19 protein-coding genes, 3 tRNA genes and 2 pseudogenes are annotated in these 23103 nt (G+C 69.0%); 15 read left to right on the forward strand and 9 right to left on the reverse strand.

All coding sequences use genetic code 11. The annotated features are described in order from the left end of the window. Positions 1-102 precede the first annotated feature (102 nt). Together ACGFWE_RS12170 and ACGFWE_RS12175 are read right to left on the reverse strand one after the other, a co-directional pair. Positions 103-3261, reverse strand: coding sequence for a DUF1349 domain-containing protein (locus ACGFWE_RS12170; RefSeq protein ID WP_393599656.1), 3159 nt, complete (start codon positions 3259-3261; stop codon positions 103-105). Positions 3262-3503: 242 nt separating this feature from the next. After that, positions 3504-4271, reverse strand: a complete 768-nt coding sequence (locus tag ACGFWE_RS12175; protein ID WP_352383634.1) for a FadR/GntR family transcriptional regulator — start codon at positions 4269-4271, stop codon at positions 3504-3506. A gap of 128 nt (positions 4272-4399) precedes the next feature. Between ACGFWE_RS12175 and ACGFWE_RS12180 the strand changes: the two genes are divergently transcribed. The 10 genes and pseudogenes from ACGFWE_RS12180 to ACGFWE_RS12225 all read left to right on the forward strand — a co-directional run. Continuing rightward, positions 4400-5515, forward strand: coding sequence for an enolase C-terminal domain-like protein (locus ACGFWE_RS12180; protein ID WP_393599658.1), 1116 nt, complete (start codon positions 4400-4402; stop codon positions 5513-5515). Between the two features lie 94 nt (positions 5516-5609). Continuing rightward, positions 5610-6974, forward strand: a complete 1365-nt coding sequence (locus ACGFWE_RS12185) for an ABC transporter substrate-binding protein (RefSeq protein ID WP_393599660.1) — start codon at positions 5610-5612, stop codon at positions 6972-6974. Positions 6975-6986: 12 nt separating this feature from the next. Continuing rightward, the gene (locus ACGFWE_RS12190; protein ID WP_393599662.1) at positions 6987-7907 is read left to right on the forward strand and encodes a carbohydrate ABC transporter permease; all 921 of its coding nucleotides are present in this window, start codon (positions 6987-6989) and stop codon (positions 7905-7907) included. Positions 7908-7984: 77 nt separating this feature from the next. Beyond that, positions 7985-8869, forward strand: coding sequence for a carbohydrate ABC transporter permease (locus tag ACGFWE_RS12195; RefSeq protein WP_393600199.1), 885 nt, complete (start codon positions 7985-7987; stop codon positions 8867-8869). Between the two features lie 85 nt (positions 8870-8954). Continuing rightward, positions 8955-9296 (forward strand): L-rhamnose mutarotase, encoded by a 342-nt coding sequence (locus ACGFWE_RS12200; protein ID WP_393599664.1) that lies wholly within the window; start codon positions 8955-8957, stop codon positions 9294-9296. A gap of 26 nt (positions 9297-9322) precedes the next feature. Continuing rightward, a complete protein-coding gene (locus tag ACGFWE_RS12205; RefSeq protein ID WP_393599666.1) occupies positions 9323-10108 on the forward strand; it encodes a fumarylacetoacetate hydrolase family protein in 786 nt (261 codons plus the stop codon). A 20-nt stretch (positions 10109-10128) separates the two neighbouring features. Continuing rightward, positions 10129-10887: an SDR family NAD(P)-dependent oxidoreductase gene (locus ACGFWE_RS12210; RefSeq protein WP_393600200.1), complete on the forward strand. Its 759-nt coding sequence runs from the start codon at positions 10129-10131 to the stop codon at positions 10885-10887. After that, positions 10884-11963 (forward strand): aldo/keto reductase, encoded by a 1080-nt coding sequence (locus tag ACGFWE_RS12215; protein WP_393599668.1) that lies wholly within the window; start codon positions 10884-10886, stop codon positions 11961-11963. Before ACGFWE_RS12210 ends, ACGFWE_RS12215 begins: the two co-directional genes overlap by 4 nt. After that, a complete protein-coding gene (locus tag ACGFWE_RS12220) occupies positions 11938-12846 on the forward strand; it encodes an amidohydrolase family protein (RefSeq protein WP_393600201.1) in 909 nt (302 codons plus the stop codon). The genes ACGFWE_RS12215 and ACGFWE_RS12220 overlap by 26 nt, the downstream gene beginning before the upstream one ends. Before the next feature lie 37 nt (positions 12847-12883). Further along, positions 12884-13003 (forward strand): annotated as a pseudogene (locus ACGFWE_RS12225) (LUD domain-containing protein); the annotation flags it as partial. A 679-nt stretch (positions 13004-13682) separates the two neighbouring features. Here the strand turns inward: ACGFWE_RS12225 and ACGFWE_RS12230 are convergent. The 4 genes from ACGFWE_RS12230 to ACGFWE_RS12245 form a co-directional block, all read right to left on the reverse strand. Next, positions 13683-14021 carry an XRE family transcriptional regulator gene (locus tag ACGFWE_RS12230; RefSeq protein WP_393599670.1) on the reverse strand — a complete coding sequence of 113 codons (339 nt, stop codon included), beginning with the start codon at positions 14019-14021 and terminating at the stop codon, positions 13683-13685. Next, on the reverse strand, positions 14018-14395 hold the full coding sequence (locus ACGFWE_RS12235; RefSeq protein ID WP_393599672.1) for a type II toxin-antitoxin system RelE/ParE family toxin: 378 nt from the start codon (positions 14393-14395) through the stop codon (positions 14018-14020). The genes ACGFWE_RS12230 and ACGFWE_RS12235 overlap by 4 nt, the downstream gene beginning before the upstream one ends. A 145-nt stretch (positions 14396-14540) precedes the next feature. After that, positions 14541-15380: a hypothetical protein gene (locus tag ACGFWE_RS12240; protein ID WP_393599674.1), complete on the reverse strand. Its 840-nt coding sequence runs from the start codon at positions 15378-15380 to the stop codon at positions 14541-14543. Continuing rightward, on the reverse strand, positions 15377-16111 hold the full coding sequence (locus ACGFWE_RS12245; protein ID WP_393599675.1) for a MerR family transcriptional regulator: 735 nt from the start codon (positions 16109-16111) through the stop codon (positions 15377-15379). The genes ACGFWE_RS12240 and ACGFWE_RS12245 overlap by 4 nt, the downstream gene beginning before the upstream one ends. Positions 16112-16448: 337 nt before the next feature. Here ACGFWE_RS12245 and ACGFWE_RS12250 point away from each other — a divergent pair. Continuing rightward, positions 16449-16574: pseudogene (locus ACGFWE_RS12250) on the forward strand (DNA-binding response regulator); the annotation flags it as partial. Between the two features lie 293 nt (positions 16575-16867). Here the strand turns inward: ACGFWE_RS12250 and ACGFWE_RS12255 are convergent. The 3 genes from ACGFWE_RS12255 to ACGFWE_RS12265 form a co-directional block, all read right to left on the reverse strand. Further along, positions 16868-16941, reverse strand: a tRNA-Ile gene (locus tag ACGFWE_RS12255). A 169-nt stretch (positions 16942-17110) separates the two neighbouring features. Then, positions 17111-17183 (reverse strand) — tRNA-Asn (locus tag ACGFWE_RS12260). Between the two features lie 6 nt (positions 17184-17189). Further along, positions 17190-17262: transfer RNA gene (locus tag ACGFWE_RS12265), tRNA-Asn, on the reverse strand. A 156-nt stretch (positions 17263-17418) separates the two neighbouring features. Here ACGFWE_RS12265 and ACGFWE_RS12270 point away from each other — a divergent pair. From ACGFWE_RS12270 to ACGFWE_RS12285, 4 genes are all read left to right on the forward strand, one after another. After that, positions 17419-17724, forward strand: a complete 306-nt coding sequence (locus ACGFWE_RS12270) for a YtxH domain-containing protein (protein ID WP_352383661.1) — start codon at positions 17419-17421, stop codon at positions 17722-17724. A 102-nt stretch (positions 17725-17826) separates the two neighbouring features. Beyond that, positions 17827-19263, forward strand: a complete 1437-nt coding sequence (locus ACGFWE_RS12275) for an FGGY family carbohydrate kinase (protein ID WP_393599678.1) — start codon at positions 17827-17829, stop codon at positions 19261-19263. 165 nt (positions 19264-19428) lie between these two features. Beyond that, on the forward strand, positions 19429-21162 hold the full coding sequence (locus ACGFWE_RS12280) for an ABC transporter ATP-binding protein (protein WP_393599680.1): 1734 nt from the start codon (positions 19429-19431) through the stop codon (positions 21160-21162). Beyond that, on the forward strand, positions 21162-23090 hold the full coding sequence (locus ACGFWE_RS12285) for an ABC transporter ATP-binding protein (RefSeq protein ID WP_352383667.1): 1929 nt from the start codon (positions 21162-21164) through the stop codon (positions 23088-23090). Before ACGFWE_RS12280 ends, ACGFWE_RS12285 begins: the two co-directional genes overlap by 1 nt. Positions 23091-23103 lie beyond the last annotated feature (13 nt).

The raw sequence follows: 23103 nt of genomic DNA on the forward strand, positions 1-23103 counted from the left end.
GCTGCTGCGGCCGACCGGGCTTGTGGTCGGCACGCCGCTGGGGAGGGGGCGGTGGCGCGGAAGCCGCACCACCGCCCGGAGATCGTGACCCGAACCGCTTCGTCAGCTGACTGAGAACTGGCTGAAATTCGCGGTGCCCATAGTTCCCGCGTGGGCCGTGGAGAACATGCCCGCGTCCAGTGTGCTGTTCGCGCCGGTCAGTGTCGCGGTGCCGACGGTGGTCCAGGTGGCGCCGTCGGCGGAGTAGGAGCCGGTGACCGACGTACCGCTCCGGACCAGGCGGAGCCAGACCGGGGCGACGGTGGCGCTTGATGTCTTGATGGTGTTGGTGTCGAGGTAGCCGTCACCGTTTGAGTCCGACGACAGGGCGATTCCGTTGCCGGGGGTGCCGGCGAGGACGAGGTACCCGGTGGACGAGCCGGCGGCGGCGATGTTGTTACGCAGCATCAGACCGGCTTTGGCCCAGCTGTTGGTCCTGTCCTGGCTGTCGAGGTGGACGGTGACGGTTGAGGACGTTCCTGCGGCCCCCGTCCGGTAGGCGGCGGCGTACTCGTCGTCGTACTGCGTGCCGGAGCGCCACACGTCGATGCCCGCGCTGGTCAGGGAGGTCACTCCGCCGTGCCGGCCGACCGCGGCCGGAGTGGAACTGTAGGCCTTGTACGGAGAGGTGACGATCTGCAGGTTGCTGAAGGTCGCGCTACCGGTGGTGGTGCTGTGAGCGGTGTGGATGACGCCGGCGTCCTGGGTGGCCGCCATGGACGGCAGGGTCACCGTGGAGCCGACCTGGGTGAAGGTGGATCCGTCGGTGGAGTAGTAGGCGGACACCTGGGTGGCGGTGCGGGTGAGCCGCAACCAGACCGGTGCCTTGACGGTGGCGGCGGTGGACGTGAGCTGGTCGAGGTAGCCGTCGGCGTTGGAGTCCCGCTGGAAGCTGACGCCGTTGTTCGGGGTCACCACCACAGCCGCGTATCCGGCGGAGGAGCCGCTGCCCGTGAGGTCGTTGCGCAGGACGACGCCGGCCTTGGCCCACCCGTTGCTGTTGTCCACGTTGTCGACCCGGGCGGTCACCGAGGTGCCGTCGACAGCTGCCCCCGCCTGGTAGACGGTGCCATAGGCGTCGTCATGCTGTCCGCCCGCGCCCCAGATGTCCGCGCCCGCGTCGGTGATGGTGAAGCGGCCGCCGCCCTGACCGGTGTTGGCGGGAGTGGAGGAGTAGGCACTGTAGGGCGAGCTGACCGGGTCGGTGGTCAGCGGACGGTACAGCGGCTGGATGCCGGCACTGTCCATGACCGTCCTGGCGCCCGACGGCCAGTTGCCGTTGCCGACGACGACGGTGCCGCTGACCACGTCACCGCGGCCGTTGGTGTTGGTGATGTTCGCGGAACTGTTGTTCGTCCAGTTGTCGGTGAGGGTCAGGGCGCCGGTGTTGTTGGTCGAGCTGCTGTTCTCGTGGCCCCAACTGCCGGTGTTGCGGAAGACGTTGTTGGTGTCCGTGAAGTTCCGGGAGCCCTCGTCGTGGTAGAAGCCGAACCAACCGCCGTTGCTGTGGCAGTAGTTGCGTTCGAAGGTGCTGCCCGGTGACGCCGACAGGGTGTACATGCAGCCGCCGTCGGTCATCTGCTGCATGAGGTCGTGGATGTAGTTGTCGGTGACGTGGTTGTCGGCGGCGGTGGTCGCGGTCGTGTAGGTGGGCTGGTAGTTGTACAGGCCCCGGTTGACGTAGTCCTGGCTGCCGCCGACGTCGTTGGCGCCCCAGCCGTAGCCGATGGTGAGGCCGGAGTAGGGCAGGTTGTACACCTCGTTGTGCGAGACGGTCGCGCCGTTCACGTAGGTGACGAGGATGGCCGACATGTCGCGGTATTCCAGCGCCACGTCGTGGATGAGGTTGTTGCTCAACGTGATGTTCCGGTTGGCCATCCGGAGGTCACCAGGGTGGTGCGCGTCCGCCCGAAGACCGCCGACGGCGATGCCGCCGCCCGCGTCCTGGGTGAAGACGTTGCCGGTGGCGGTGATGGTGTCGGCGCCGAGTCCCACGCCGGTGGTGTGGGCGTTGGCGTCGTTGCCGATCCCGAGGGCGCTCTGTCCGAGCTGGGTGAACCGGTTACCGGTGAACGTGATGTGGTCGGCGGCCGAGACCTGGACGGCGGAAGGCATCTGCTCCCAGTGCGGGCGTGTCGCCTCGAAGAGCGGGCAGCCGCTCTGGCAGGAGGTCAGCGCGTCCGACGGACGGTCCCAGGTACCGGTGAGGTACGCGCCGGTCTGCTGGCTGGCGTAGCCGCCGGTGGTGGGGTCCAGCCAGCTGGTACCCGAGAACTGCAGGCCTGAGAAGGCGATGTGGGTGGCGGGTGCGGAGTAGGTCCCTCCGACGTTGACGAGCGACTGCAGCTTCGGCACCTCGACGTCGGCCGTGCTCATGTCCTGCCCGGGGAGCGGCTTGTAGTACAGGGTGCCGGCAGTGGTGTCGAGGTACCACTCACCGGCCGCGTCGAGGAACTCGTAGGCGTTCTCGATGTAGAGGGGGCCGGCCCGGAAGGGGCTGGTCAGGGTGTCGTAGCCGAACGTGTTGTTGTCCCACGAGGGCTGGGCCATGGTGATGGTGCCGCTGCTGATGCCGGTCACCGGGGCGTAGCGGTCGGTGAAGGATCCGATGCCGTGGATCTCGGTCCGGCCGGGCTGCGCGAGGCTGTTGAGGTAGCTCAGCGAGCTGTTGGTGAAGGTGTAACCGCTGGTGGTCGCGGTCAGGTCCGAGCGGTTGACCGCGGTGCGGGCCCTGGTGGCCAGGACGCCGTCGACGGAGAGGTGGCGCGTGTCGAAGCCCGTGCCGACGTTGCTCTTCCAGATGTTCTTGGCCGGATCCTGCACGGTCCAGCCGGTGGCCTTCTGTGCTCCGGTGACGACGGGGTGGGCGCCCAGTGCGGCCTTCCAGTTCACCGTGTGGCCGCCGGTGCCGGAGTCCGCCGACGTGAACGTGAGCGGCGCGGAGAGTCGGTAGGTGCCGTCGGCGAGCTGGACGGTGATGTCGGCCGTCATGGCGCTGTTGAGCGCCCGCACGTTGGTCTTGGCCTGGGTGATGGAGCACGGCTGGCTCGCGGAGCAGGTGGTGCCGGAGCCGCTCGGCGAGGCGTAGAGCGTCGTGCCGGCAGCGAAGGCGGGGCCCGCCTGGACGAGGACTGCGGCGGTCGAGGCGGTGAGCACCGCGGTTGTGGCCAGCCATGTTCTGAGCCGTTCGGGAACCGCGGGACGGATGCGGGCTGTTCGCACGTGACACCTTCCGGGTGGTTCAGAGGGACCTGCGGTGCCCGTGGCGGGCAGGAGAGAGCCCAGAGGCACAGGAGGGGAAGGGAAATAGGGCTGTAACATTAGACGTCATATGAATTTCGTCAAGAGATGCGCGCATGCCGACTCGGTCGGAGTTGGCCGTGGGCGGCCCGGGCATGCGAACGCCCCCGGCCTGTCGGCTCGGGGGCAGGTTCGGCGCGGGCGCTCTCAGGCGGCGTGGGGACTCAGGAGGCCGGGGAGCTCACGTTCGGCAGGCGGCGGCGGCTCCACGCGGTCTGGATGTGAGCCGCCATGGCCTGCGCGGCCCCGGCGGAGTCCCGGGCCAGCAGCCGCTCGGCGACTGCGCGGTGCTCCGCGTTGGCCCGCTCGCACGCGGTCGTGTCCGGTGTGCCGTTGTACAGGTACGTCGTGCGCGCCTGGGCATGGAGGATGCGGATGATGGAACGGCCGAGCCTGTTGTGGGACGCCTGCAGGATCCGGTCGTGGAAGGCCACATCGGTCTCGATGAAGCGTGCCGGGACGGCGGTCTCCTCGTCGAGCCGGGCGAGCAGCCGCTCGATGTCCCGTAGGTCGTCGTCGGTGGCCAGCTCCGCGGCCTGAGCCGTCATCTGAGCCTCCAGCGTCGACCGGATGTCGACCAATTGGTCGAGGACGACGAGCTGGTCGTCGTGCTGGACGGTCGCAGCGAGCACGACAGGGTCGAGGAGGTTCCATTCTTCCGGCGGGGTGACGGTGGTGCCGTAGCCCTGCCGGGCGAGGACGAGCCCCTTGGCCTCCAGGGACTTGACCGCCTCGCGGATGGTGATGCGGCTGACGCCGAACGTCTCGCAGAGCTCGGGTTCCACGGGCAGGGTCGATCCCGGAGGAATGGCGCCCGACACGATCGTGTCGGTCAGGCTCTCCATGACGGCCTGCGCCAGTCGGGCCGGACGCTTGGGCCAGGGCTTGAGAACGGGCGGCTCTCCTGCTCTGCCGGCGCTGTCCTGGGCCATGTGTGTCCCCCTTGCTGGTGCGGATGACGGCGATTCTACTGCGCGGGACTTCTTGACAGCATTCGTATGACGACTTACGTTACACGAAAATTTCGCAGCATTACTTCCCGCTCCAAGGGGTGCAAGCCGTGCGCGTTACCGAAGTCGAGTGCCATCCGGTCCGGGTGCCGGGAGTCAGTCCGCCCTTCGTCTGGCGGGACGGACTCCTGGGCAGCCCGTCCGAGGGCGAGGCCGCGGTGCTGCGCATCCGCACGGACGAAGGGGCGGAGGGGGTGGCGATGTCCCCTCGCCGGGGCAGCGGGGTCATCCTCAGGGACCTGCTGGACCGCGTACTGCGCAAGGAGTTGGTGGGACAGGACCCCTTGCAGCGGGAATGGCTCTGGCACCGCATGTGGGAGCTGGACCGCACGGAGGAGCTACCGCTCTACCTGCTGGGGCTGGTCGACACCGCGCTGTGGGACCTGGCCGGACGCCTCGCCGACCGGCCCACCTGGCAGATGCTCGGCGGCTACCGCACCTCGATACCCGCCTACGCCTCCACCGTCACCTACTCCTCCATCGAGGAGTACCTGGACATCGCCGACCAGGCCCTGGAGCTGGGCTACCCCGCCATCAAGCTCCACGCCTGGGGTGACGCCCGCCGCGACGCCCGTCTGTCGGTGGCCCTGCGTGAACACGTGGGGGACGACATCCCGCTGATGTTCGACGGGTCGGCGGGCTTCGACCTCCCCGACGCGATCCGTCTCGGGCACGCCCTCTCGGACGCCGACTACCTCTGGTACGAGGAGCCGATGAGGGAGTTCAGTGTCACCGCGTACAAGCGCCTGGCCGACGTGGTGGCCGTCCCCCTCCTCGTGGCCGAGACCTCCGACGGGGCGCACATGAACTCGGCCGACTTCATCCAGGCCGGCGCCGCAACCTTCGGAGTCCGCGCCTCCACCCAACTGCGCGGCGGCTTCACCGGCGCGATGCGCACCGCCCACCTCGCCGACGCCTACCGGCTGCGCGCCGAGGTGCATGGGCCGGAGATCCCCAACCGGCACCTGTGCATGGCCATCTCGAACACCACGTATTACGAGTCGCTGGTCATGGGCAACCCCATCAGTCGCGAAAGCGGCATCGACGCCCACGGCCTCGTTCATGCCCCCACCGGTCCGGGCGTCGCCCTTCCGGCGGGCCTGGACTACCCTCCCGCACTTCAGGGATTTGTCGACAAGGAGACCGTCACTCCGCCCCGGGCCTGACGACCGGAGCCGCAGGCCCGACCGCCTGACTCGAACACCCCGAACGCGGCGCCTCTCCCTGTTGTGCGCCATTTCCCAAGATCCGAGGTCAGACATGAACAACGACGTTCCGGTTTCCTCCCGCCGCCAGCTCAGACACACGGCAGTCGCCGTCCTGGGTGCCTTCTCCCTGCTCGCGCTCGCCGCCTGCGGCAGCGCGGACCCCACGCCCACGGCGACTTCCTCCCCCGCCGCCTTCAAGCCTGTCGCGCAGCAGGAAGGCAGCGAGATCACGGTCTGGGCGGACGCCGCCCGTGTGCCCGGCGTGCAGGCGTACCAGAAGGCGCACCCCGGCGTGAAGCTGAAGATCGTCACGTACAGCGGCGACGCCAACGGGGCCAACGACCTGCAGACCAAGGTGCAGCTGTTCGACCGGACCGGCAGCGGGTGGCCCGACGTCGCCTTCAGCGCCAACGTCAACGACGGCACCTGGGCCTCCCAGGGCAAGACGCCCTACGCCGCGCCCGTCAACCAGGACGTGATCTCCCCGTCCACGCTGCAGGGCTTCGCGGACGGTGCGCTGAATCCCTGCACCTTCAACGGCAACACCTACTGCCTCCGGAACGACCTGGCCCAGAACGTGCTCTGGTACAACAAGTCCCTCATGGGCAAGTTCGGGTACGAGGTCCCGACCACCTGGGAGGAGTACCAGGCACTCGGCGAGAAGGTCGCCAAGGAGCACCCCGGGTACCTGGTCGGCACCGCTGGGGACGCCTGGAGCCCCGAGGTGTACTTCTGGGCGAGCCAGTGCCCGGCCGGCACGGCGACCGGCGCCAAGAAGGTCAAGGTCGACCTGCAGGATTCCAAGTGCACCCGGATGGCCAAGCTGCTCGACGGCCTGATCGCCAAGGGCTCGGTCTCCAAGGACACCGTCTTCAGCGCCGGCTTCATCAAGAACCAGGCGAGCAAGGTCCTCATGCTCCCCGGACCGTCCTGGTACGGACAGGTGCTCTTCAACTCGACGTTCAAGATCCCCAAGGGGCAGATCACCGCCGCCTCACCGCTGAAGTTCGAGGGCGACGACAAGAACTACACCGGCAACGTCGGCGGTGGCCTGTGGTTCGTCTCCTCCCACAGCAAGAACCTCAAGGCGGCCTCCGACCTGGTCAGCTGGATGACGACCTCCGACGACTACCAGGCCACCGCGGCCACCTACCCCGCATACAAGGAGGCAGCCGTCGCCTGGCTCGCCGGCCAGAAGAAGACCGGCTACTTCGCCGAGGACGTCGGCCCGGTCTTCCAGGAGGCGGCGGAGCTCATCTGGCCCGGCTGGTCCGCCACCCAGTACAGCCAGGAGGCGATCTACTCCTCCACCGTGATCCCGGCCCTGAACTCCGGCAAGACCCTCACCGACAGCCTGGGCACCTGGCAGACGGCCATCACCGACAAGGCCAAGTCCCTCGGATACACCGTCAACTAGCGAAGCGGACCGATGACCACCCACCTCGCAACGGAGCGGAGCGGCCGCCGCGGCGGCCGCTCGGCCCGCAACCCGGTCGGACGCGCCGGTTACGTCTTCGTCTCCGGCTATGTCCTCCTCCTGCTCTCCTTCGGCGTCCTGCCCACCGGTTACGCGGTGTGGCTGGCACTGTCCAACTCCCGCAACCAGCTCGTCGGGATCGGCAACTTCACCCGGACGTTCAGTGACTACCGCTTCGGACCGGCCTTCCTCCACATCGGCCTCTACCTGGTGGTGTGGCTGGCCGGCCTGATGATCCTGGTGGTGCTGCTCTCCCTGATGCTGCACGGCCGCATGCGCAGGGCCTCCACCAGCCTGCGGTTCCTGTTCTACCTGCCGGGTGCCCTCGCCGGGGTGGCGAGCGTACTGCTCTTCCTGATCCTCCTCGACCCGGCTGCCAGTCCCGTCGGCTGGCTGCTGAAGGGCTTCGGCTGGAACACCCTCGCCCAGGTCAACGCCCCCGGGCACCTGCCGGTGCTCTTCACCGTCATCGCCTTCTGGACCGGGGCCGGCGGGTGGATCGTGGTCATGTACGGCGCGCTCAACAGCATCCCGGACGAGATCCTGGAGGCCGCCCGCATCGACGGCGCCAGTACGCTCCAGATCGCCCTGCGCATCCAGATCCCGATGATCACCAAGTGGATCGCGTACATGCTGATCCTGGCCTTCGCGGCCGGCACCCAGCTCTTCGTCGAGCCGCAACTGGTCTCCCTCGCCAGCTGGGGCATGATCCCCGACAGCTGGTCACCGAACCAGCTGTCCTACCAGTACGCCTTCCAGGCAGGCGACTTCAACGGCGCGGCGGCGCTCTCCGTCGACCTTCTCATCCTGGGCCTCGCCTGCGCGGCGCTCGTCGTGTTCCGTACCGGCCTGCTCGACAGGGACGAAAGATGACCACAGCTCCCACGACCGCGGCCCGCCGAACCCCGCCGCCCCGTACCGCCGGCGCCCCCACCAGCCCGAGGAAGCCCATGCGCCACAAGCGCCGCCCGAGCTCACTGGCCGCCCGGCTGGCCTGGCTCATCGTCATGGGCCTGGCCGTGCTGTTCTTCTGTGTGCCGGTGGTGTGGCTCCTGCTGGCCACGACCAAGACCGACGGCCAGATCGTGCGGGACAACCCGTTCTCCTTCGGCTCCCTCACCGCGATCGCCGACGCCTGGCACCACCTCTACGCCTTCCAGGAAGGCGCCATCCTCACCTGGCTGAAGAACTCGGCGCTCTACACCTTCGGCGCACTGGCCATCACCCTCGTGACCTCGATCCCCGCCGGGTACGCGCTGGCTCTCACCCAGTTCTTCGGGCGCCGGATGCTGCTGACCATCACCATGCTGGTGATGCTCATGCCGACAGCCGCGATGGTGCTTCCCCTGTACCTGGGGATGAACGCCGTGCACCTGGACGGCACGATCTGGTCGGTGATCCTGCCGTTCTCCTTCTTCCCGTTCGGGGTCTACCTCACCTACATCTACTTCTCCTCCAATGTCCCCTCCGACCTGCTGTCCGCAGCGCGCATCGACGGCTGCTCGGAGTGGCAGGTCTTCCGCCTCGTCGCGATGCCGCTGGCCAAGCCCGTGATCGCCCTGGTCGGCTTCTTCAACTTCGTCGGCAACTGGAACAACTTCTTCCTGCCGTTCGTGATGCTGCCCGACAGCTCGCAATACCCGGCGCAGGTGGGGCTGAACAACCTGCTCGCCGCCTCGCCGCTGTTCAACACCTCCAGCGGTGCGGGCAACCAGATCATGCGACCCGAACTGGCGCTGGCCACCCTGGTGACCATCGTGCCGGTCCTGATCGTCTTCCTCTTCTCCCAACGCGCTCTGGTGTCCGGCATGCTCGCCGGCGCGACAAAGGAATGAGGCGGCGACCGCACCCTCGGCGCCGCGCCGTAGTGGCTACGCCGCCGAAATGGCGACGCCTCCCACACTCGCCGGAAGGACCCCGATGAAACGGGTTGCCCAGACGATCCGCCTGCGGCCCGAGCACCGTGACCTGTATCTGCGCCTGCATTCCGCGGTCTGGCCGGGCGTCGAGGCCGTGCTGCGGGCCGCGAACATCCGCAACTACAGCATCTTTCTGCGCGAGGACACGCTGTTCGGCTACTTCGAATACCACGGCGACGACTTCGAGGCCGATATGGCCGCTATCGGCGCTGACACGGCCACCCGCGCCTGGTGGGAGCTCACCGGCCCCTGCCAGGAGCCCTGGGCCCATACCGGCACCGGGGGCAGCTGGTCGGACCTGACCGAGATCTGGCATCTGACTCCCCCGGCGACATCCGACTGACCACCACTCGTGCCAAGGAGAAGCCAGTGAGACTTCAACGAGTCGGCGCGCCCGGCGAGGAGCGACCCGCCGTCCGCACCGACGACGGCCGACTGCTCGACCTGTCGTCCGTGACGCCGGACATCGACGGCGTCTTCCTGGCTTCGGGCGGAGTCGACCGGGCCCGGGTGGCCGTCACGGCAGCTGAACTGCCCGAGCTGGACCCGGTCGGGCTGCGCATCGGAGCACCCGTCGCCCGCCCCGGCAAGGTCGTCTGCGTCGGTCTGAACTACCGCGACCACGCCGCCGAGACGGGCTCAGCGATTCCCGCGCGGCCGGTGGTGTTCATGAAGGACCCGGGCACGGTGGTCGGACCGTACGACGAGGTGCTGATCCCCCGCGGCTCCACCAGGACCGACTGGGAGGTCGAACTCGCGGTCGTCATCGGACGACGGGCCCGCTGCCTCAAGGGCCCCGGGGCCGCGCGGGCTGTGATCGCGGGATACGCGATCAGCCACGACGTCTCCGAGCGCGAGTTCCAGCTCGAATACTCGTCCCAGTGGGACCTCGGCAAGTCCTGCGAGACGTTCAACCCGCTCGGCCCCTGGCTCATCTCCGCCGACGAGGTCGGCGACCCACAGAACCTCGCGCTGCAACTGAACGTCAACGGCGTGAAACGGCAACAGGGCCATACCGGCGACGTGATCAACACCGGTACTCCCGCAGGCGTGGCCCTCGGCCTTCCCGGTACCCCCTACCTCCGCCCCGGCGACACCGTCGAGCTCGCCATCGACGGGCTTGGCACCCAACGCCAGACCTTCGCCCAAGCGTGAAAGGCACCCCTTTGAGCAGCTTGAGCGGCCTGTCAGGGCTCAAGGCCGTCGTCACCGGCGGCGCGTCCGGCATCGGGCTGGCCACGTCCCGGATGCTGGCCGAGCACGGCGCCACGGTGGCCGTCCTCGACCTCGACCCCTCCGGCGCCCCCGAGCAGCTGATCGCCATCAAGGCCGACCTCGGCGACGACGCCTCGGTACGTATCGCTGTGGACGCCGCTGCCGAGCAACTCGGTGGCCTGGACATCCTGGTCAACAACGCGGGCATCGGCGCCATCGGCACCGTCGAGGACAACCCCGACGACGAGTGGCACCGCGTCCTCGACGTCAACGTCCTCGGGACGGTGCGCACCACCCGCGCCGCCCTCCCGTATCTGCGGCGCTCGCCGCATGCGGCGATCGTCAACACCTGTTCCGTCGCGGCCACCACGGGCCTTCCCCAGCGCGCCCTGTACTCCGCCAGCAAGGGCGCGGTGCTGTCGCTGACCCTGGCGATGGCCGCCGACCACGTCCGTGAGGGCATCCGCGTCAACTGCGTCAACCCCGGCACCGCCGACACCCCCTGGGTGACCCGACTCCTGTTCGCCGCGGCCGACCCGAAGGCGGAACGCGCCGCCCTCGACGCACGCCAACCCCTGGGCCGCCTGGTCACGGCGGACGAGGTGGCGGCGGCCGTGGTCTACCTGGCGAGCCCCGCCGCAGCCGCCGTCACCGGCATCGCCCTCGCCGTCGACGGCGGCATGCAGGGACTCCGGCTGCGCCCGGCGGTCGGCGCATGAGAGCGACGACGCTGGGCGGCACCGGTGTCATGGTCACCGAGCTGTCGTTCGGGGCCGCCGGCATCGGCAACCTCTTCCGCCCGGTCACGGACGAGGCTGCGTTCGCCGCGGTGGAGGCGGCCTGGGACGCGGGCGTACGCACCTTCGACACCGCCCCGCACTACGGACTCGGGCTGTCCGAGCGCCGCCTGGGTGTAGCGCTGCGCGGACGCGACCGCGACACGTACACCGTCTCCACCAAGGTCGGGCGGCTGCTCGAACGCCACCCGGAGGGTGGCCGCGGCGACGACCTCGCACACGGCTTCGCCGTGCCCGACACCCACCGCCGCGTCTGGGACTTCAGCTCGGACGGAGTCCTGCGCTCCCTGGAAGCGAGCCTGGACCGCCTCGGCCTGGACCGGGTGGACATCGCCCTGCTGCACGACCCGGACCACCACGCCGAGCAGGCCCTCACCGAGGCCTACCCGGCGCTGGAACGACTGCGCGGTGAAGGCGTCGTCAAGGCGATCGGCATCGGAGTGAACCAGTGCGCGCTCCCCGCCCGCTTCCTGCGCGAGACCGACATCGACGTGGTGTTGCTCGCCGGCCGCTACACCCTGCTGGAGCAGGAGGGGCTCGCGGAGGTACTGCCGGAGGCCGCCGCCCGCGGCAGGAATGTCATCGTCGGAGGGGTCTTCAACTCGGGTCTGCTCACCGACCCGAAACCCGGGTCCATGTACGACTACGCGCCCACCCCACCACATGTGCTGGACCGGGCCCTGTGTATGAAGGCGGTCACCGAACGCCACGGCGTACCGCTGCGCGCAGCCGCTCTGCGCTTCCCGTTCGGACATCCGGCGGTCGCGAGCGTACTGTCCGGCGCGCGTTCCGCCGAGGAGGTCCGCGACACAGTGGACCAGCTGCGGCGAACGGTACCGGCCGAGCTCTGGGACGGACTGCGAGCCGAGGGTCTGCTGCCCCCGCACGTCCCTGTCCCCGTGCCTGCCGCCGCACAGGTCGACGAAGCCGATCGGCCGAAGGAGAAGTCGAGGAGTCGCGGAGGTGACCGCCATGGGCATGCAGGCGAACACCGCTGAGGGCGTCATCGACGCACACCACCACGTGTGGGACCTCTCCGTCCGCGCCCAGGACTGGATCACCGGACCGGAACTCGCCCCGCTGCGCCGCGACTTCCGGCTCGCCGACCTGGAGCCCGTGGCCCGGGCCGCCGGCGTCACCGCAACGATCCTGGTCCAGACGATCGACGTGCCGGAGGAAACGCCCGAGTTCCTGGCCTTGGCCCAGGACAGCGACCTGGTGGCCGGCGTCGTGGGCTGGACCGACCTGACCTCCCCGGATGCCACCCGCGCGCTCGCGGCGCTGCGGGAGGGGCCGGGTGGCGAGTACCTGGTGGGCATCCGACACCAGGTGCAGGGCGAGTCCGACCCTCGCTGGCTGATGCGGCCGGACGTACTGCGTGGGCTGGCCGCGGTGGCCGAGGCAGGGCTCGCGTACGACCTGGTCGTCCGGCCCCACCAGCTCGCGGCCGCGCATGAGGCCGCCCGACTGCTTCCCGGCCTCACCTTCGTACTCGATCACGCGGGCAAGCCCCCCATCGCCTCGGGCGAGCTCCGGCCATGGGCGGACGCGGTGCGCCTGCTGGCCTCGCTGCCCAACACCGTCTGCAAGCTCTCCGGCATGGTGACCGAGGCCGACTGGGGCGAGTGGAGCGTCGAGGACCTACGGCCGTACGCGAACACCGTGCTGGACGCCTTCGGACCGCGGCGGCTGATGTTCGGCTCCGACTGGCCCGTCTGCCGACTGGTCGCCACGTATGCCGAAGTCGTCGCCGCCGCCCAGGAGTTGACGGCCGCACTCCATCCCACCGAACGCCACGAGGTCTTCACCGGCACGGCCATGCGGACCTACGGCCTGACCGTCACCGGCTCCCCGGCCGCCCAGGAAGCCCCATGCGCATAGCCCTCTTCATCACCTGTTTCAACGACATGATGTTCCCCCGCGCCGGCCTCTGACCCTGGTCTCCGGTCCCTCAGCCACCAGCGACATCGAACTGGACCGGGTGGCGGGCGTGCACGGACCGCGAACGCTCGACATCGTCGTGATCGCCGAAGAGTAGCCAGGTCTGGGACACAGGACCGTCCATGGACGGCGGTGATCCAGTAGAAGGGGCCGCGCTTCGCGCGAGCGGAGGCACGGCGGTCGACGCCTGGCCCACGATCCAAGGCTCCGCACGGCACCTTGATCGGCCGGCGCCACTCCGTCGCCGACATCTGCGGTCTCGGGATGAACGGCACCTCCCAGGTGGCGGAAACACTGTTGAACTCACGCGCAGCGGATTCAGCCCGTTCAGGAAAAGTTGACGATCCGACACCCAAAAAAGAACGTTTCCGCAGGTCAGAAGCCTGCACAGTGGGGCGGGTGGGACTCGAACCCACGGCCGACGGATTATGAGTCCATTGGGGATCTTGGCGGTCCTTGCCGATCATTGCCGATTCACGCCGTTCTTGCAGGTCAGACGTGCTGATCCGTGTCAGCCCTGTGCGGTGCTTGTCGGTCTATTCCTGTCCTTGTGGCCCCTCAATGGCCCCTGGGGGTCGATGAGTTGGACGCTTACCACTGCAACAGCCGCGTCCGCCCAGTTCAGCCAAAGGGATAGAACCCTCGCACAGCGGAGTCCCTTACCGACGCGATGATGCTCCATCCCAGGCACCGGGGTGGAGCATCATCCCTGACATCAAGAGGCGACCCTGCCCACCGGACTGCGCGTGGACCTGGGTCGCAGCATCTCGATCGGATCAGCCGAGGACGTAGGTCTCGTCGCCGAAGTCAGCGACGATCTTCAGCTTGCCGCCGAGCGCCTTGACGTAGGCAGCGAGGGTGTCGACCTCGCTGCGCTCCAGTTGACCCTTCTCGATGCGCGAGACGCGGGCCTGGGTGACGCCCATGGCTTCGGCAACCTGGACCTGTGTGGTGTGCTGCCGCTTCCGCAACTCGGCGAGGCGGTGCACACGGGAGGCCAGGACCATCGCCTGCGCCCCCTTCTGGATCTGATCCTTTTCGGCATCGGTGAAGGTGAAATCCTCGGCCAGGTCTCCCCAGGAGACGGCCTGCGGGTCCTTGAGGTGATCAGTCATCGTGCCCCGTCCTCTCCATCGATTCGCTTCAGATGCTCCGCGTACGCCTGCTCCGCCTGGGGCACCGCGACGCGGTACCAGCCGGACCAGTTGCCCGCCTTGTCACCGCCGACCAGGATCACAGCCTGGCGGTCCGGGTCGAACACGAACAGCAACCGCACTTCAGTCGCCCCTGCCGAGCCGGGGCGCAGCTCCTTGAGGTTCGACAGCACCGAACCCTTGATCGTGTCCACCAGAGGCCGGCCCAACGCGGGACCTTCCTCCTGAAGGGCAGTGACAGCCTGGCTGACCTGAATCAGAGTGTCGCGGTCAGTACGGCGCAGACCGTGAAGCCACGAAAGGGCCGGCTCGACCACGACGATCTTCCAGGCCATGTACGCGTCCCCCATCTGCAAATTATTACACTGATAGCATACACCACTGACGTCATAATGGCAGGCGTGGGACCAGGCTGGCCCGGTCAGCCAAGAGGGAGCGCCTTGCCGGGCATCACGTCGCGGCGAGGACCAACCTGTGTGCTCAGGCGGGCTGACGGAGTGCGCTGACCAGTGCGCGCGGGTCGTCGGCGTGGAAGCGGATGGTGTGGGCCTTTTCCGTTGCGCCGAGGGGGCGGGTGAAGGGGAGTGGCCGGTTCAGCTTCAGGGTCACCGAGGTCTGACTACCCACGATCAGGTCGAGGACCCCGTCTTCGGAGAGGGTGATCAGGTGGCCTTCGGGGTAGCGTCGGTCGACCCGGACCGAGGCGACGGCGTCCGGCGGTACGGCGAGGTCGAAGAGGGCTCCGTAGCGGATCCGCAGAGAGCCGTCGGGGCGCACGACGTGCGGCCGGGTGACGCAGGCGGCGTGCAGGGCCAGCACGAGGACGACGCCATACAGGTCGATTACCAGGATCACCCGGTGGACCAACGGCCAAGGAATGAGCAAGGCCAGGACCACCGTCTCGATGACCATCACGAAGAGCAGCCCGTACATCATCGAGGTCTGGGGCCCGGTGTACGCGGCAGCGAGGTCCCCGGGGCGCACCCCGTGCGTGCGGCGCCGGACCCACCGCCCCAGGGAGGCGAGGGCGCGCAGCTCGTGGAGGATCAGGCGGCGGACCGTCACCGGCACCGCCTCCCGTACGGCAGCTCGCCGCGCCGCCCGGCGGTCCGCGCCACGGGTGCGCGCGGCCACGTACAGCGAGCGCAGCACCCAGGCTTCCAGCAGCAGCACCGCGAGCACCAGCGCCTCGGCGCCCGCCAGCGCCCACCCGGGCGGCCGGACCCCCGCCACCAGGCAGGCCGCCAGGACCAGTTCCCCCGGCAGCACGGCGGCTACCGCGACCCGCGCCGCCCGTACGCCCCTTGGCCGGCCGCTCATCCCCGGCCCCTTTCCACGAACGCCTCCATGAGCCGGCCCACGACTTCCGCCTGCGCGGAGGCGTACTCGGCGAGCAACGCCTCCTTGAACCCGGTCACGACCACCCCGTCCTCAGGGATCGCGGCGAACAGCTCCTCGGGGACCGCTGCCATCAGGTCAGCTGCCAGGGGTGCGATCCGCGGATCGTCGGTGGGGGCATCGGCGAGCGCGTCAAGGCGCTCATACAGTTCAACAACCGCGGGATCGGCGACCAGCGTCCCGAGCAGCGCAAAAATCTCTTGGTTACCGGTGCCGGTGGCATCCAGCAGTTTGAGGTACTCACGGTCCTTGGCCGCGCTCGGTGAGTCTGTTCGGGGGGCCTGTGCCAGCAGTGCGGCGAGGGCGGGCGAGACGGGCCCGGTCACGCCGGGCGGCTCGGCGAGCAGGGCGCCGAGCCGGCAACGGCGCTCCCTGATGTCGGCTTCCTGACGGGCCAGGTCGGCGTCGAGTTCCTCCAGCACCTCGGCCAGTTCGCGCCCCGCATCATCGGCGAGGGCGTCGCGCACTTCATCTAGGCTGAGGCCGAGTTCGGTGAGCCGGCGCACCCGAGCGAGCAGGACGGCATCACGGACCCTGTAGATCCGGTAGCCGTTGGGGCGCCGCTCCGGTTCCGGAAGCAGCCCGACATGGTGGTAGTGCCGGACCGCCCGGGTGGTGAGCCCCACGAGCGCGGCGATCTCTCCGATCCGCATGCCGCCAGTAGAAACCCTGCCGTTGCGTCAAGGTCAAGCGGCGAAAGCATCGTCAGGCGTAAAACGCTTCAAGCGCGTCTACACACCGGAGTGGTACGGCCTCGCCAGCGCACGTATCTGGCCAGAGTACGCTCCCGCTACCCCTCGTCGCCCTCGTCGAGTCCGAGTATGTCCGGGCCGCGCAGCGGGCGTAGGGCACCGCCGGCCGGGGTGGAGGCGGTGAAGTTGTAGCGGCCCAGGAAACGAGAGCGTGCTCTCCGGGGGCCAAAAGCTCGGCCGCCTCGCCACCGTCACCCCGATAGGACAGCCCCACGCCGGTCCCGTCATCGTCGGCTTCGACGCCGACTCCAACACCCTGCCGACCATCCAGGCGGGCGCGGGTTAACTGCTCAAGGACGCCCCGGGCGACGAGTTCTTCACGGCCGTCCGCGCGAGGGCCAACGGCCGCACCGCTAGGTGCCCACACAGCAGGTGAATCGGACAACGAATCGCCCCGGAGACACCGTCGGCCTGGACACCGCTGCGCCCTCTCGGCCCCTGTACGGCCCCTGGGCCTTGGCATCGGCCCTCAAGGCAGTCGCCCGGACCGCGTGCGACGACCTCGATCATCTACTCAGCCGCAGGTCAGACGGGTTGGAGCTCCCCCGGCCGCCGCCGGACCCCAAACCCACGAGCAGCGGATCCAGTCCGTTCAGGCAAAGTTGACGATCCGACAGGACAAAATGAACGTTTCCGCAGGTCAGAGGCTTGCGCAGGTGGGGCGGGTGGGACTCGAACCCACGGCCGACGGATTATGAGTCCGCTGCTCTAACCGGCTGAGCTACCGCCCCATAGCGGCGTGTCGCGTACATGTGTGCGCGCCGTCTGCCGCAGCATAGCCGCTCATACGATCTCCTGCTCCGCAGGGGCGACTTCGCCTGCCCGCAAGGACTCGGCTGTGACCTGGGCAGTTCCGTCGGACATGAAAAAGGACCCCATCGGGGGTCCTTCCTCGTCCTGCTCTCCCGACTGGACTCGAACCAGTAACCTGCCGGTTAACAGCCGGCTGCTCTGCCAATTGAGCTACGGAAGATCGAAGCTCCCCCGACTGGACTCGAACCAGTAACCTGCCGGTTAACAGCCGGCTGCTCTGCCAATTGAGCTACGGAGGATCGCCTCGTTGCATCGAACGTAGCTCCCTGGGTATTCGCCAGGGGGCGAACGCTCGCTGCGACACATACATTAGCGCAAGCAGGGGGGTGCTCCGCCAATCGGTTCCCCCGACACCGACGTCGCACCGGATACCTACGCAAGGAAGGGTGGCCGCCATGCGTTACAAGCTCACGTTCGTGGTCGGACTGACTCTGGGTTACGTGCTGGGCACCCGTGCCGGGCGCGAGCGCTACGAACAGTTGAAGAAATCCGCCCGTCAGGTCGCCCAGAACCCCGCCGTCCGCAACACCGCTGAGACGGCGGCCCAGCAGGGCCGCCAGTTCGCCGGCAAGGCGTACCACGCGGTTAGCGACAAGGTGGGTGACCGGGTGCCGGAGTCCGTGACCCAGCGGGTGCGCTCGCTGAGGGATCGCAATCCGAACGGCACCGCACAGGACGACTGGGGCACGAGCACCACTTGACCCCGGTGACGCGACCCATCCGCGGGGGCGGGACCGGCACTGCCGGTCCCGCCCCCGCGGTCGCGCGCACCATCGCGACGCTACGCCCATAGAATTTCCGCCATGGGGATAGTCGCCGGGTTGGACAGCTCACCCGAATTCACTCGCATCGTCGTCTGCGACGCGGACACGGGTGCCGTGCTCAAACAGGGGTACGCGCCGCACCCGGTCGAAGGCCGCCCGTCCGACGTCGACCCCCAGGCCTGGCTCCTGTCCCTCGGCGAGGCCGCCGGGGGCGGTCTTCTGGAGGGCGTGCAGGCCATCGGTGTTTCGGCCCAGCAGAACGCCGTGGTGCCGCTGGATGCCCAGGGCAACACCGTGCGCCCCGCCATGGTCGGCGGCGACAAGCGCGCGCAGGTCGCCGCGGCCGACCTGGTCGACGCGCTCGGCGGGCGCGAGGCGTGGGCGCAGTCGGTGGGATGTGTGCCACAGGCCGCGCAGCCCGTCACCAAGCTGCGCTGGCTGAACAAGACCGAGCCCGACGCCGCCCTGCGCACCGCCGTGCTCCTCCAGGCGCACGACTGGCTGGTGTGGCAGCTGCTCGGCCGGCCGGTGCGAAGGACCACCGACCGCGGCGGCGCCTCCGGAACCGGCTACTGGTCCGCCGCCACCGGCGCCTACCGCTCCGACCTCGTCGAGCTGGCCCTCGGCCACCCGGCGATGCTCCCCGAGGTCATAGGCCCCTCGGACGCGGCCGGTACGACCCCGGAGGGGCTGCTGATCTCCGCCGGGACCGGGGAGACCATGGCCGCCGCCTTCGGTCTCGGGATCGGGCTCGGGGACGCCGTCGTCTCGCTGGGCGCGTCCGGGTCCGTGATGGCCGTGCACCCCGAGGCGCTCGTCGACAACACCGGGATGATCACCTCCCTGGCCGACGCGACCGGCATGCACCTGCCCGTCGTCACCACCCTGAACGCCGTACGGACCCTGCGCGGGGCCGCCGAGATGCTGAGCCTCGGTGACCTCGAGAGCCTGTCCGACCTGGCGATGAAGTCGACGCCGGGCGCCCACGGCCTCGTACTGCTGCCCTATCTGGAAGGTGAGCGGACGCCGAACCTGCCGCACACCGCGGGGACGCTGACCGGTCTCAGGCGCGAGTCGATGCGGCCGGAGCATCTGGCGCGGGCCGCGTTCGAGGGCATGCTGTGCGGGCTCGCCGACGCGCTCGACGTGCTGCGCGGCCGGGGGGTCGAGGTGCGGCGGGTCTTCCTGCTGGGGGCGGCCGCCGAGCTGTCCGCGGTACAGGCCGCCGCGCCCGCGCTGTTCGGCGCGCAGGTCGTCGTGCCGCAGCCCGCGGACTACGCGGCGATCGGTGCCGCCCGGCAGGCGGCCTGGGCGCTCGGGGTGTCGCAGGGCACACTCGACCCGCGCACCCCGCCGATGTGGCAGGGTCCGGCCGCGCAGGTCCTGGAGCCGGGCGAGGAGCTGGCGGTGGGGCAGGCGGTGCGGCAGCAGTACGTGTCGGTGCGGGAGCAGACGTATCCGGGGGCGTTCCGCTAGACCTCGGAAGGTAAGACTCCGGTAGGAGCGGAGGGCCGCGAGGACCCGGAAGGCCGTACGGAGCACTGCTGTCGGCTTAATCGGTTGAGGTAACACGGGTGGAGTGTCCGACGATAGGGGCCAGGGGCAACCACTCGCCCCGTCGCCGACTCCGAGAGACGTAGCGTGCTCATACGACTTCTGCGGACCTATCTCAGGCCCTACAAGAAACCCATCACCGTCCTGGTGCTGCTGCAGTTCCTGCAGACCTGCGCCACCCTCTACCTGCCCACGCTGAACGCGGACATCATCGACCACGGCGTCGTGACCGGAGACACTGGCTACATCCTCAGCTTCGGCGCTCTCATGATCGGCATCTCGCTGGCGCAGGTGGTGTGCAACATCGGGGCCGTGTTCTACGGCGCCCGGACCGCCGCCGCGCTCGGCCGGGACCTGCGGGCGGCGGTCTTCGACCGGGTGCAGTCGTTCTCCGCGCGCGAGGTCGGCCAGTTCGGTGCGCCCACGCTGATCACCCGTACGACCAATGACGTGCAGCAGGTCCAGATGCTGGCCCTGATGACGTTCACCCTGCTGGTGTCGGCGCCCATCATGTGCGTGGGCGGCATCGTGCTGGCGCTCGGCCTGGACGTGCCGCTGTCCGCGGTGCTGGTGGCCGTGGTGCCGACGCTGGGCATCTGCGTGACGTTGATCGTACGGCGGCTGCGGCCGCTGTTCCGGTCCATGCAGGTGCGTCTCGACACGGTGAACCGGGTGCTGCGCGAGCAGATCACCGGCAACCGGGTCATCCGGGCGTTCGTGCGCGACTCGTACGAGGAGGAGCGCTTCCGGAAGGCGAACAGCGACCTGACGGAGATCGCCCTCAAGACGGGCAACCTGCTCGCGCTGATGTTCCCGGTGGTCATGACGACGGTGAACCTGTCCTCGATCGCCGTGGTGTGGTTCGGCGCCCACCGGATCGACAACGGCGGGATGCAGATCGGTGATCTGACCGCGTTCCTCGCCTATCTGATGCAGATCGTCATGTCCGTGATGATGGCCACCTTCATGTTCATGATGGTGCCGCGCGCGGAGATCTGCGCCGAGCGCATCCAGGAGGTCCTCGACACCTCCTCCAGCGTGGTGCCTCCCCTGGCCCCGGTCCGCGAGCTGCGGCGGCACGGACATCTGGAGATCCGGGGCGCCGGTTTCCGCTATCCGGGCGCCGAGGAGCCGGTGCTCAGGGCGATCGACCTGGTGGCCCGGCCCGGCGAGGTGACCGCCGTGATCGGCTCGACCGGCAGCGGCAAGTCCACCCTGCTGGGGCTCGTCCCGCGGCTGATCGACGTGACCGACGGCGAGGTGCTCGTCGACGGGGTGGCCGTCGCCGAGATCGACCCGGTGCTGCTGGCCAAGACCGTCGGGCTCGTGCCGCAGAAGCCGTATCTCTTCGCGGGGACCGTGGCGACCAATCTCCGCTACGGCAATCCGGACGCCACGGACGAGGAGCTGTGGCACGCGCTGGAGGTGGCGCAGGCCAAGGGCTTCGTCGAGGGGCTGGAGAACGGCCTCGACTCCCCCATCGCGCAGGGCGGCACCAACGTCTCCGGTGGTCAGCGGCAGCGGCTCGCCATCGCGCGCACGCTGGTGCAGCGGCCGGAGATCTACCTCTTCGACGACTCCTTCTCCGCCCTCGACTACGCGACCGACGCGGCCCTTCGCGCCGCGCTCGCCGAGGAGACCTCGGAGGCGACCGTCGTGATCGTCGCGCAGCGGGTGGCCACCATCCGCGAGGCCGACCGGATCGTCGTCCTCGACGAGGGCCGGGTCGTCGGCACCGGCACCCACCGCGAGCTGATGGCGGACAACGAAACCTACCGGGAGATCGTGCTCTCCCAGCTCACGGAAGCGGAGGCTGCCTGATGGCCGGGCCCATGGGGCGCATGATGGCGGGCGGCGGTCCCGAGACCCGGTCGATCGACTTCAAGGTGTCGGGCAGGCGGCTGCTCGCCCAGTTCAAGCCGGAGCGGCTGACCCTCTACGCGATGCTGTTCTGCGTCGTGCTGAGCGTCGGCCTGAACGTGGTCGGGCCGAAGATCCTCGGCGAGGCCACCGACCTGGTCTTCGCGGGCATCGTCGGACGGCAGATGCCCGCCGGCGCGAGCAAGGAAGAGGTTCTCGCGCAGATGCGGGCGCGCGGCGACGGTCAGGTCGCCGACATGCTCCGCAGCACCGACTTCACGCCCGGCGAGGGCATCGACTTCACCGCCGTGGGCCATGTCCTGCTGTTCGCGGTCGGGGTGTTCCTCGTCGCGGGGCTGCTGATGGCGGTGGCGACGCGGCTGGTCAACCGGACCGTCAACCGCACGATGTTCCGGATGCGCGAGGACGTGCAGACGAAGATGTCGCGGCTGCCGCTGTCGTACTTCGACAAGCGCCAGCGCGGCGAGGTCCTGTCCCGGGCCACCAACGACATCGACAACATCGGGCAGACGCTCCAGCAGTCGATGGGCCAGCTGATCAACTCGCTGCTCACCATCATCGGGGTGCTCGCGATGATGTTCTGGGTGTCCTGGCTGCTGGCCCTGGTCGCGCTGGTCACCGTGCCGCTGTCGTTCGTCGTCGCCACGCGCGTGGGCAAGCGCTCGCAGCCGCACTTCGTCCAGCAGTGGCGCACCACGGGCAAGCTCAACGCCCACATCGAGGAGATGTACACCGGGCACAACCTGGTGAAGGTGTTCGGCCGCCAGGACGAGTCGGCGGCGCAGTTCGCCGAACAGAACGAGGCGCTGTACGAGGCCGGGTTCAAGGCGCAGTTCAACAGCGGGGTCATGCAGCCGCTGATGATGTTCGTCTCGAACATCAACTACGTGCTGGTGGCGGTCGTGGGCGGGCTGCGGGTCGCCTCCGGTTCGCTGTCCATCGGTGACGTGCAGGCCTTCATCCAGTACTCCCGGCAGTTCTCGATGCCGCTGACGCAGGTGGCGTCGATGGCGAACCTCGTGCAGTCGGGTGTCGCCTCGGCCGAGCGGATCTTCGAACTCCTGGACGCGGAGGAGCAGGAGGCGGACCCGATGCCGAGCGCGAAGCCCGAGGAACTGCGCGGGCGGGTCGCCCTGGAGCATGTCTCCTTCCGCTACGCCCCCGAGAAGCCGCTCATCGAGGACCTCTCGCTGAAGGTCGAACCCGGACACACGGTCGCGATCGTCGGCCCCACGGGAGCCGGCAAGACCACCCTGGTCAACCTCCTCATGCGGTTCTACGACGTCTCGGGCGGCCGGATCACCCTCGACGGCGTGGACATCGCGACGATGTCCCGGGACGACCTGCGCGCCGGGATCGGCATGGTCCTCCAGGACACCTGGCTGTTCGGCGGCACGATCGCGGAGAACATCGCGTACGGCGCCTCGCGCGAGGTCACCCGGGGCGAGATCGAGGAGGCGGCCCGGGCGGCCCACGCGGACCGGTTCGTCCGGACCCTGCCCGAGGGCTACGACACCGTGATCGACGACGAGGGCAGCGGGGTGAGCGCGGGTGAGAAGCAGCTCATCACCATCGCCCGGGCGTTCCTGTCGGACCCGGTGATCCTGGTCCTCGACGAGGCGACGAGTTCGGTGGACACCCGCACCGAGGTCCTGATCCAGAAGGCGATGGCCAAACTGGCGCACGGCCGCACGTCGTTCGTCATCGCGCACCGCCTGTCGACGATCCGGGACGCGGACACCATCCTGGTGATGGAGAACGGCTCGATCGTCGAACAAGGCACGCACACCGACCTGTTGGAGGCCGGCGGGGCGTACGCGCGCCTGTACAAGGCGCAGTTCGCGCAGGCGGTGGCGGAGGTGGACTAGCTGAAGGGGGCCG

Source organism: Streptomyces sp. NPDC048523, from assembly GCF_043199815.1.
In the GTDB taxonomy this organism is placed as follows: Bacteria; Actinomycetota; Actinomycetes; order Streptomycetales; family Streptomycetaceae; genus Streptomyces.

Bases quoted from the DNA above. Each gene is read 5' to 3' on its own strand.
- ACGFWE_RS12275 (WP_393599678.1), top strand. From the start codon at position 17,827: ATGGGGATAGTCGCCGGGTTGGACAGCTCACCCGAATTCACTCGCATC.
- ACGFWE_RS12230 (WP_393599670.1), bottom strand. From the start codon at position 14,021: ATGACTGATCACCTCAAGGACCCGCAGGCCGTCTCCTGGGGAGACCTG.
- ACGFWE_RS12270 (WP_352383661.1), top strand. From the start codon at position 17,419: ATGCGTTACAAGCTCACGTTCGTGGTCGGACTGACTCTGGGTTACGTG.
- ACGFWE_RS12175 (WP_352383634.1), bottom strand. From the start codon at position 4,271: ATGGCCCAGGACAGCGCCGGCAGAGCAGGAGAGCCGCCCGTTCTCAAG.
- ACGFWE_RS12235 (WP_393599672.1), bottom strand. From the start codon at position 14,395: ATGGCCTGGAAGATCGTCGTGGTCGAGCCGGCCCTTTCGTGGCTTCAC.
- ACGFWE_RS12245 (WP_393599675.1), bottom strand. From the start codon at position 16,111: ATGCGGATCGGAGAGATCGCCGCGCTCGTGGGGCTCACCACCCGGGCG.
- ACGFWE_RS12240 (WP_393599674.1), bottom strand. From the start codon at position 15,380: ATGAGCGGCCGGCCAAGGGGCGTACGGGCGGCGCGGGTCGCGGTAGCC.
- ACGFWE_RS12285 (WP_352383667.1), top strand. From the start codon at position 21,162: ATGGCCGGGCCCATGGGGCGCATGATGGCGGGCGGCGGTCCCGAGACC.
- ACGFWE_RS12200 (WP_393599664.1), top strand. From the start codon at position 8,955: ATGAAACGGGTTGCCCAGACGATCCGCCTGCGGCCCGAGCACCGTGAC.
- ACGFWE_RS12190 (WP_393599662.1), top strand. From the start codon at position 6,987: ATGACCACCCACCTCGCAACGGAGCGGAGCGGCCGCCGCGGCGGCCGC.
- ACGFWE_RS12220 (WP_393600201.1), top strand. From the start codon at position 11,938: ATGGGCATGCAGGCGAACACCGCTGAGGGCGTCATCGACGCACACCAC.
- ACGFWE_RS12215 (WP_393599668.1), top strand. From the start codon at position 10,884: ATGAGAGCGACGACGCTGGGCGGCACCGGTGTCATGGTCACCGAGCTG.
- ACGFWE_RS12195 (WP_393600199.1), top strand. From the start codon at position 7,985: ATGCGCCACAAGCGCCGCCCGAGCTCACTGGCCGCCCGGCTGGCCTGG.
- ACGFWE_RS12185 (WP_393599660.1), top strand. From the start codon at position 5,610: ATGAACAACGACGTTCCGGTTTCCTCCCGCCGCCAGCTCAGACACACG.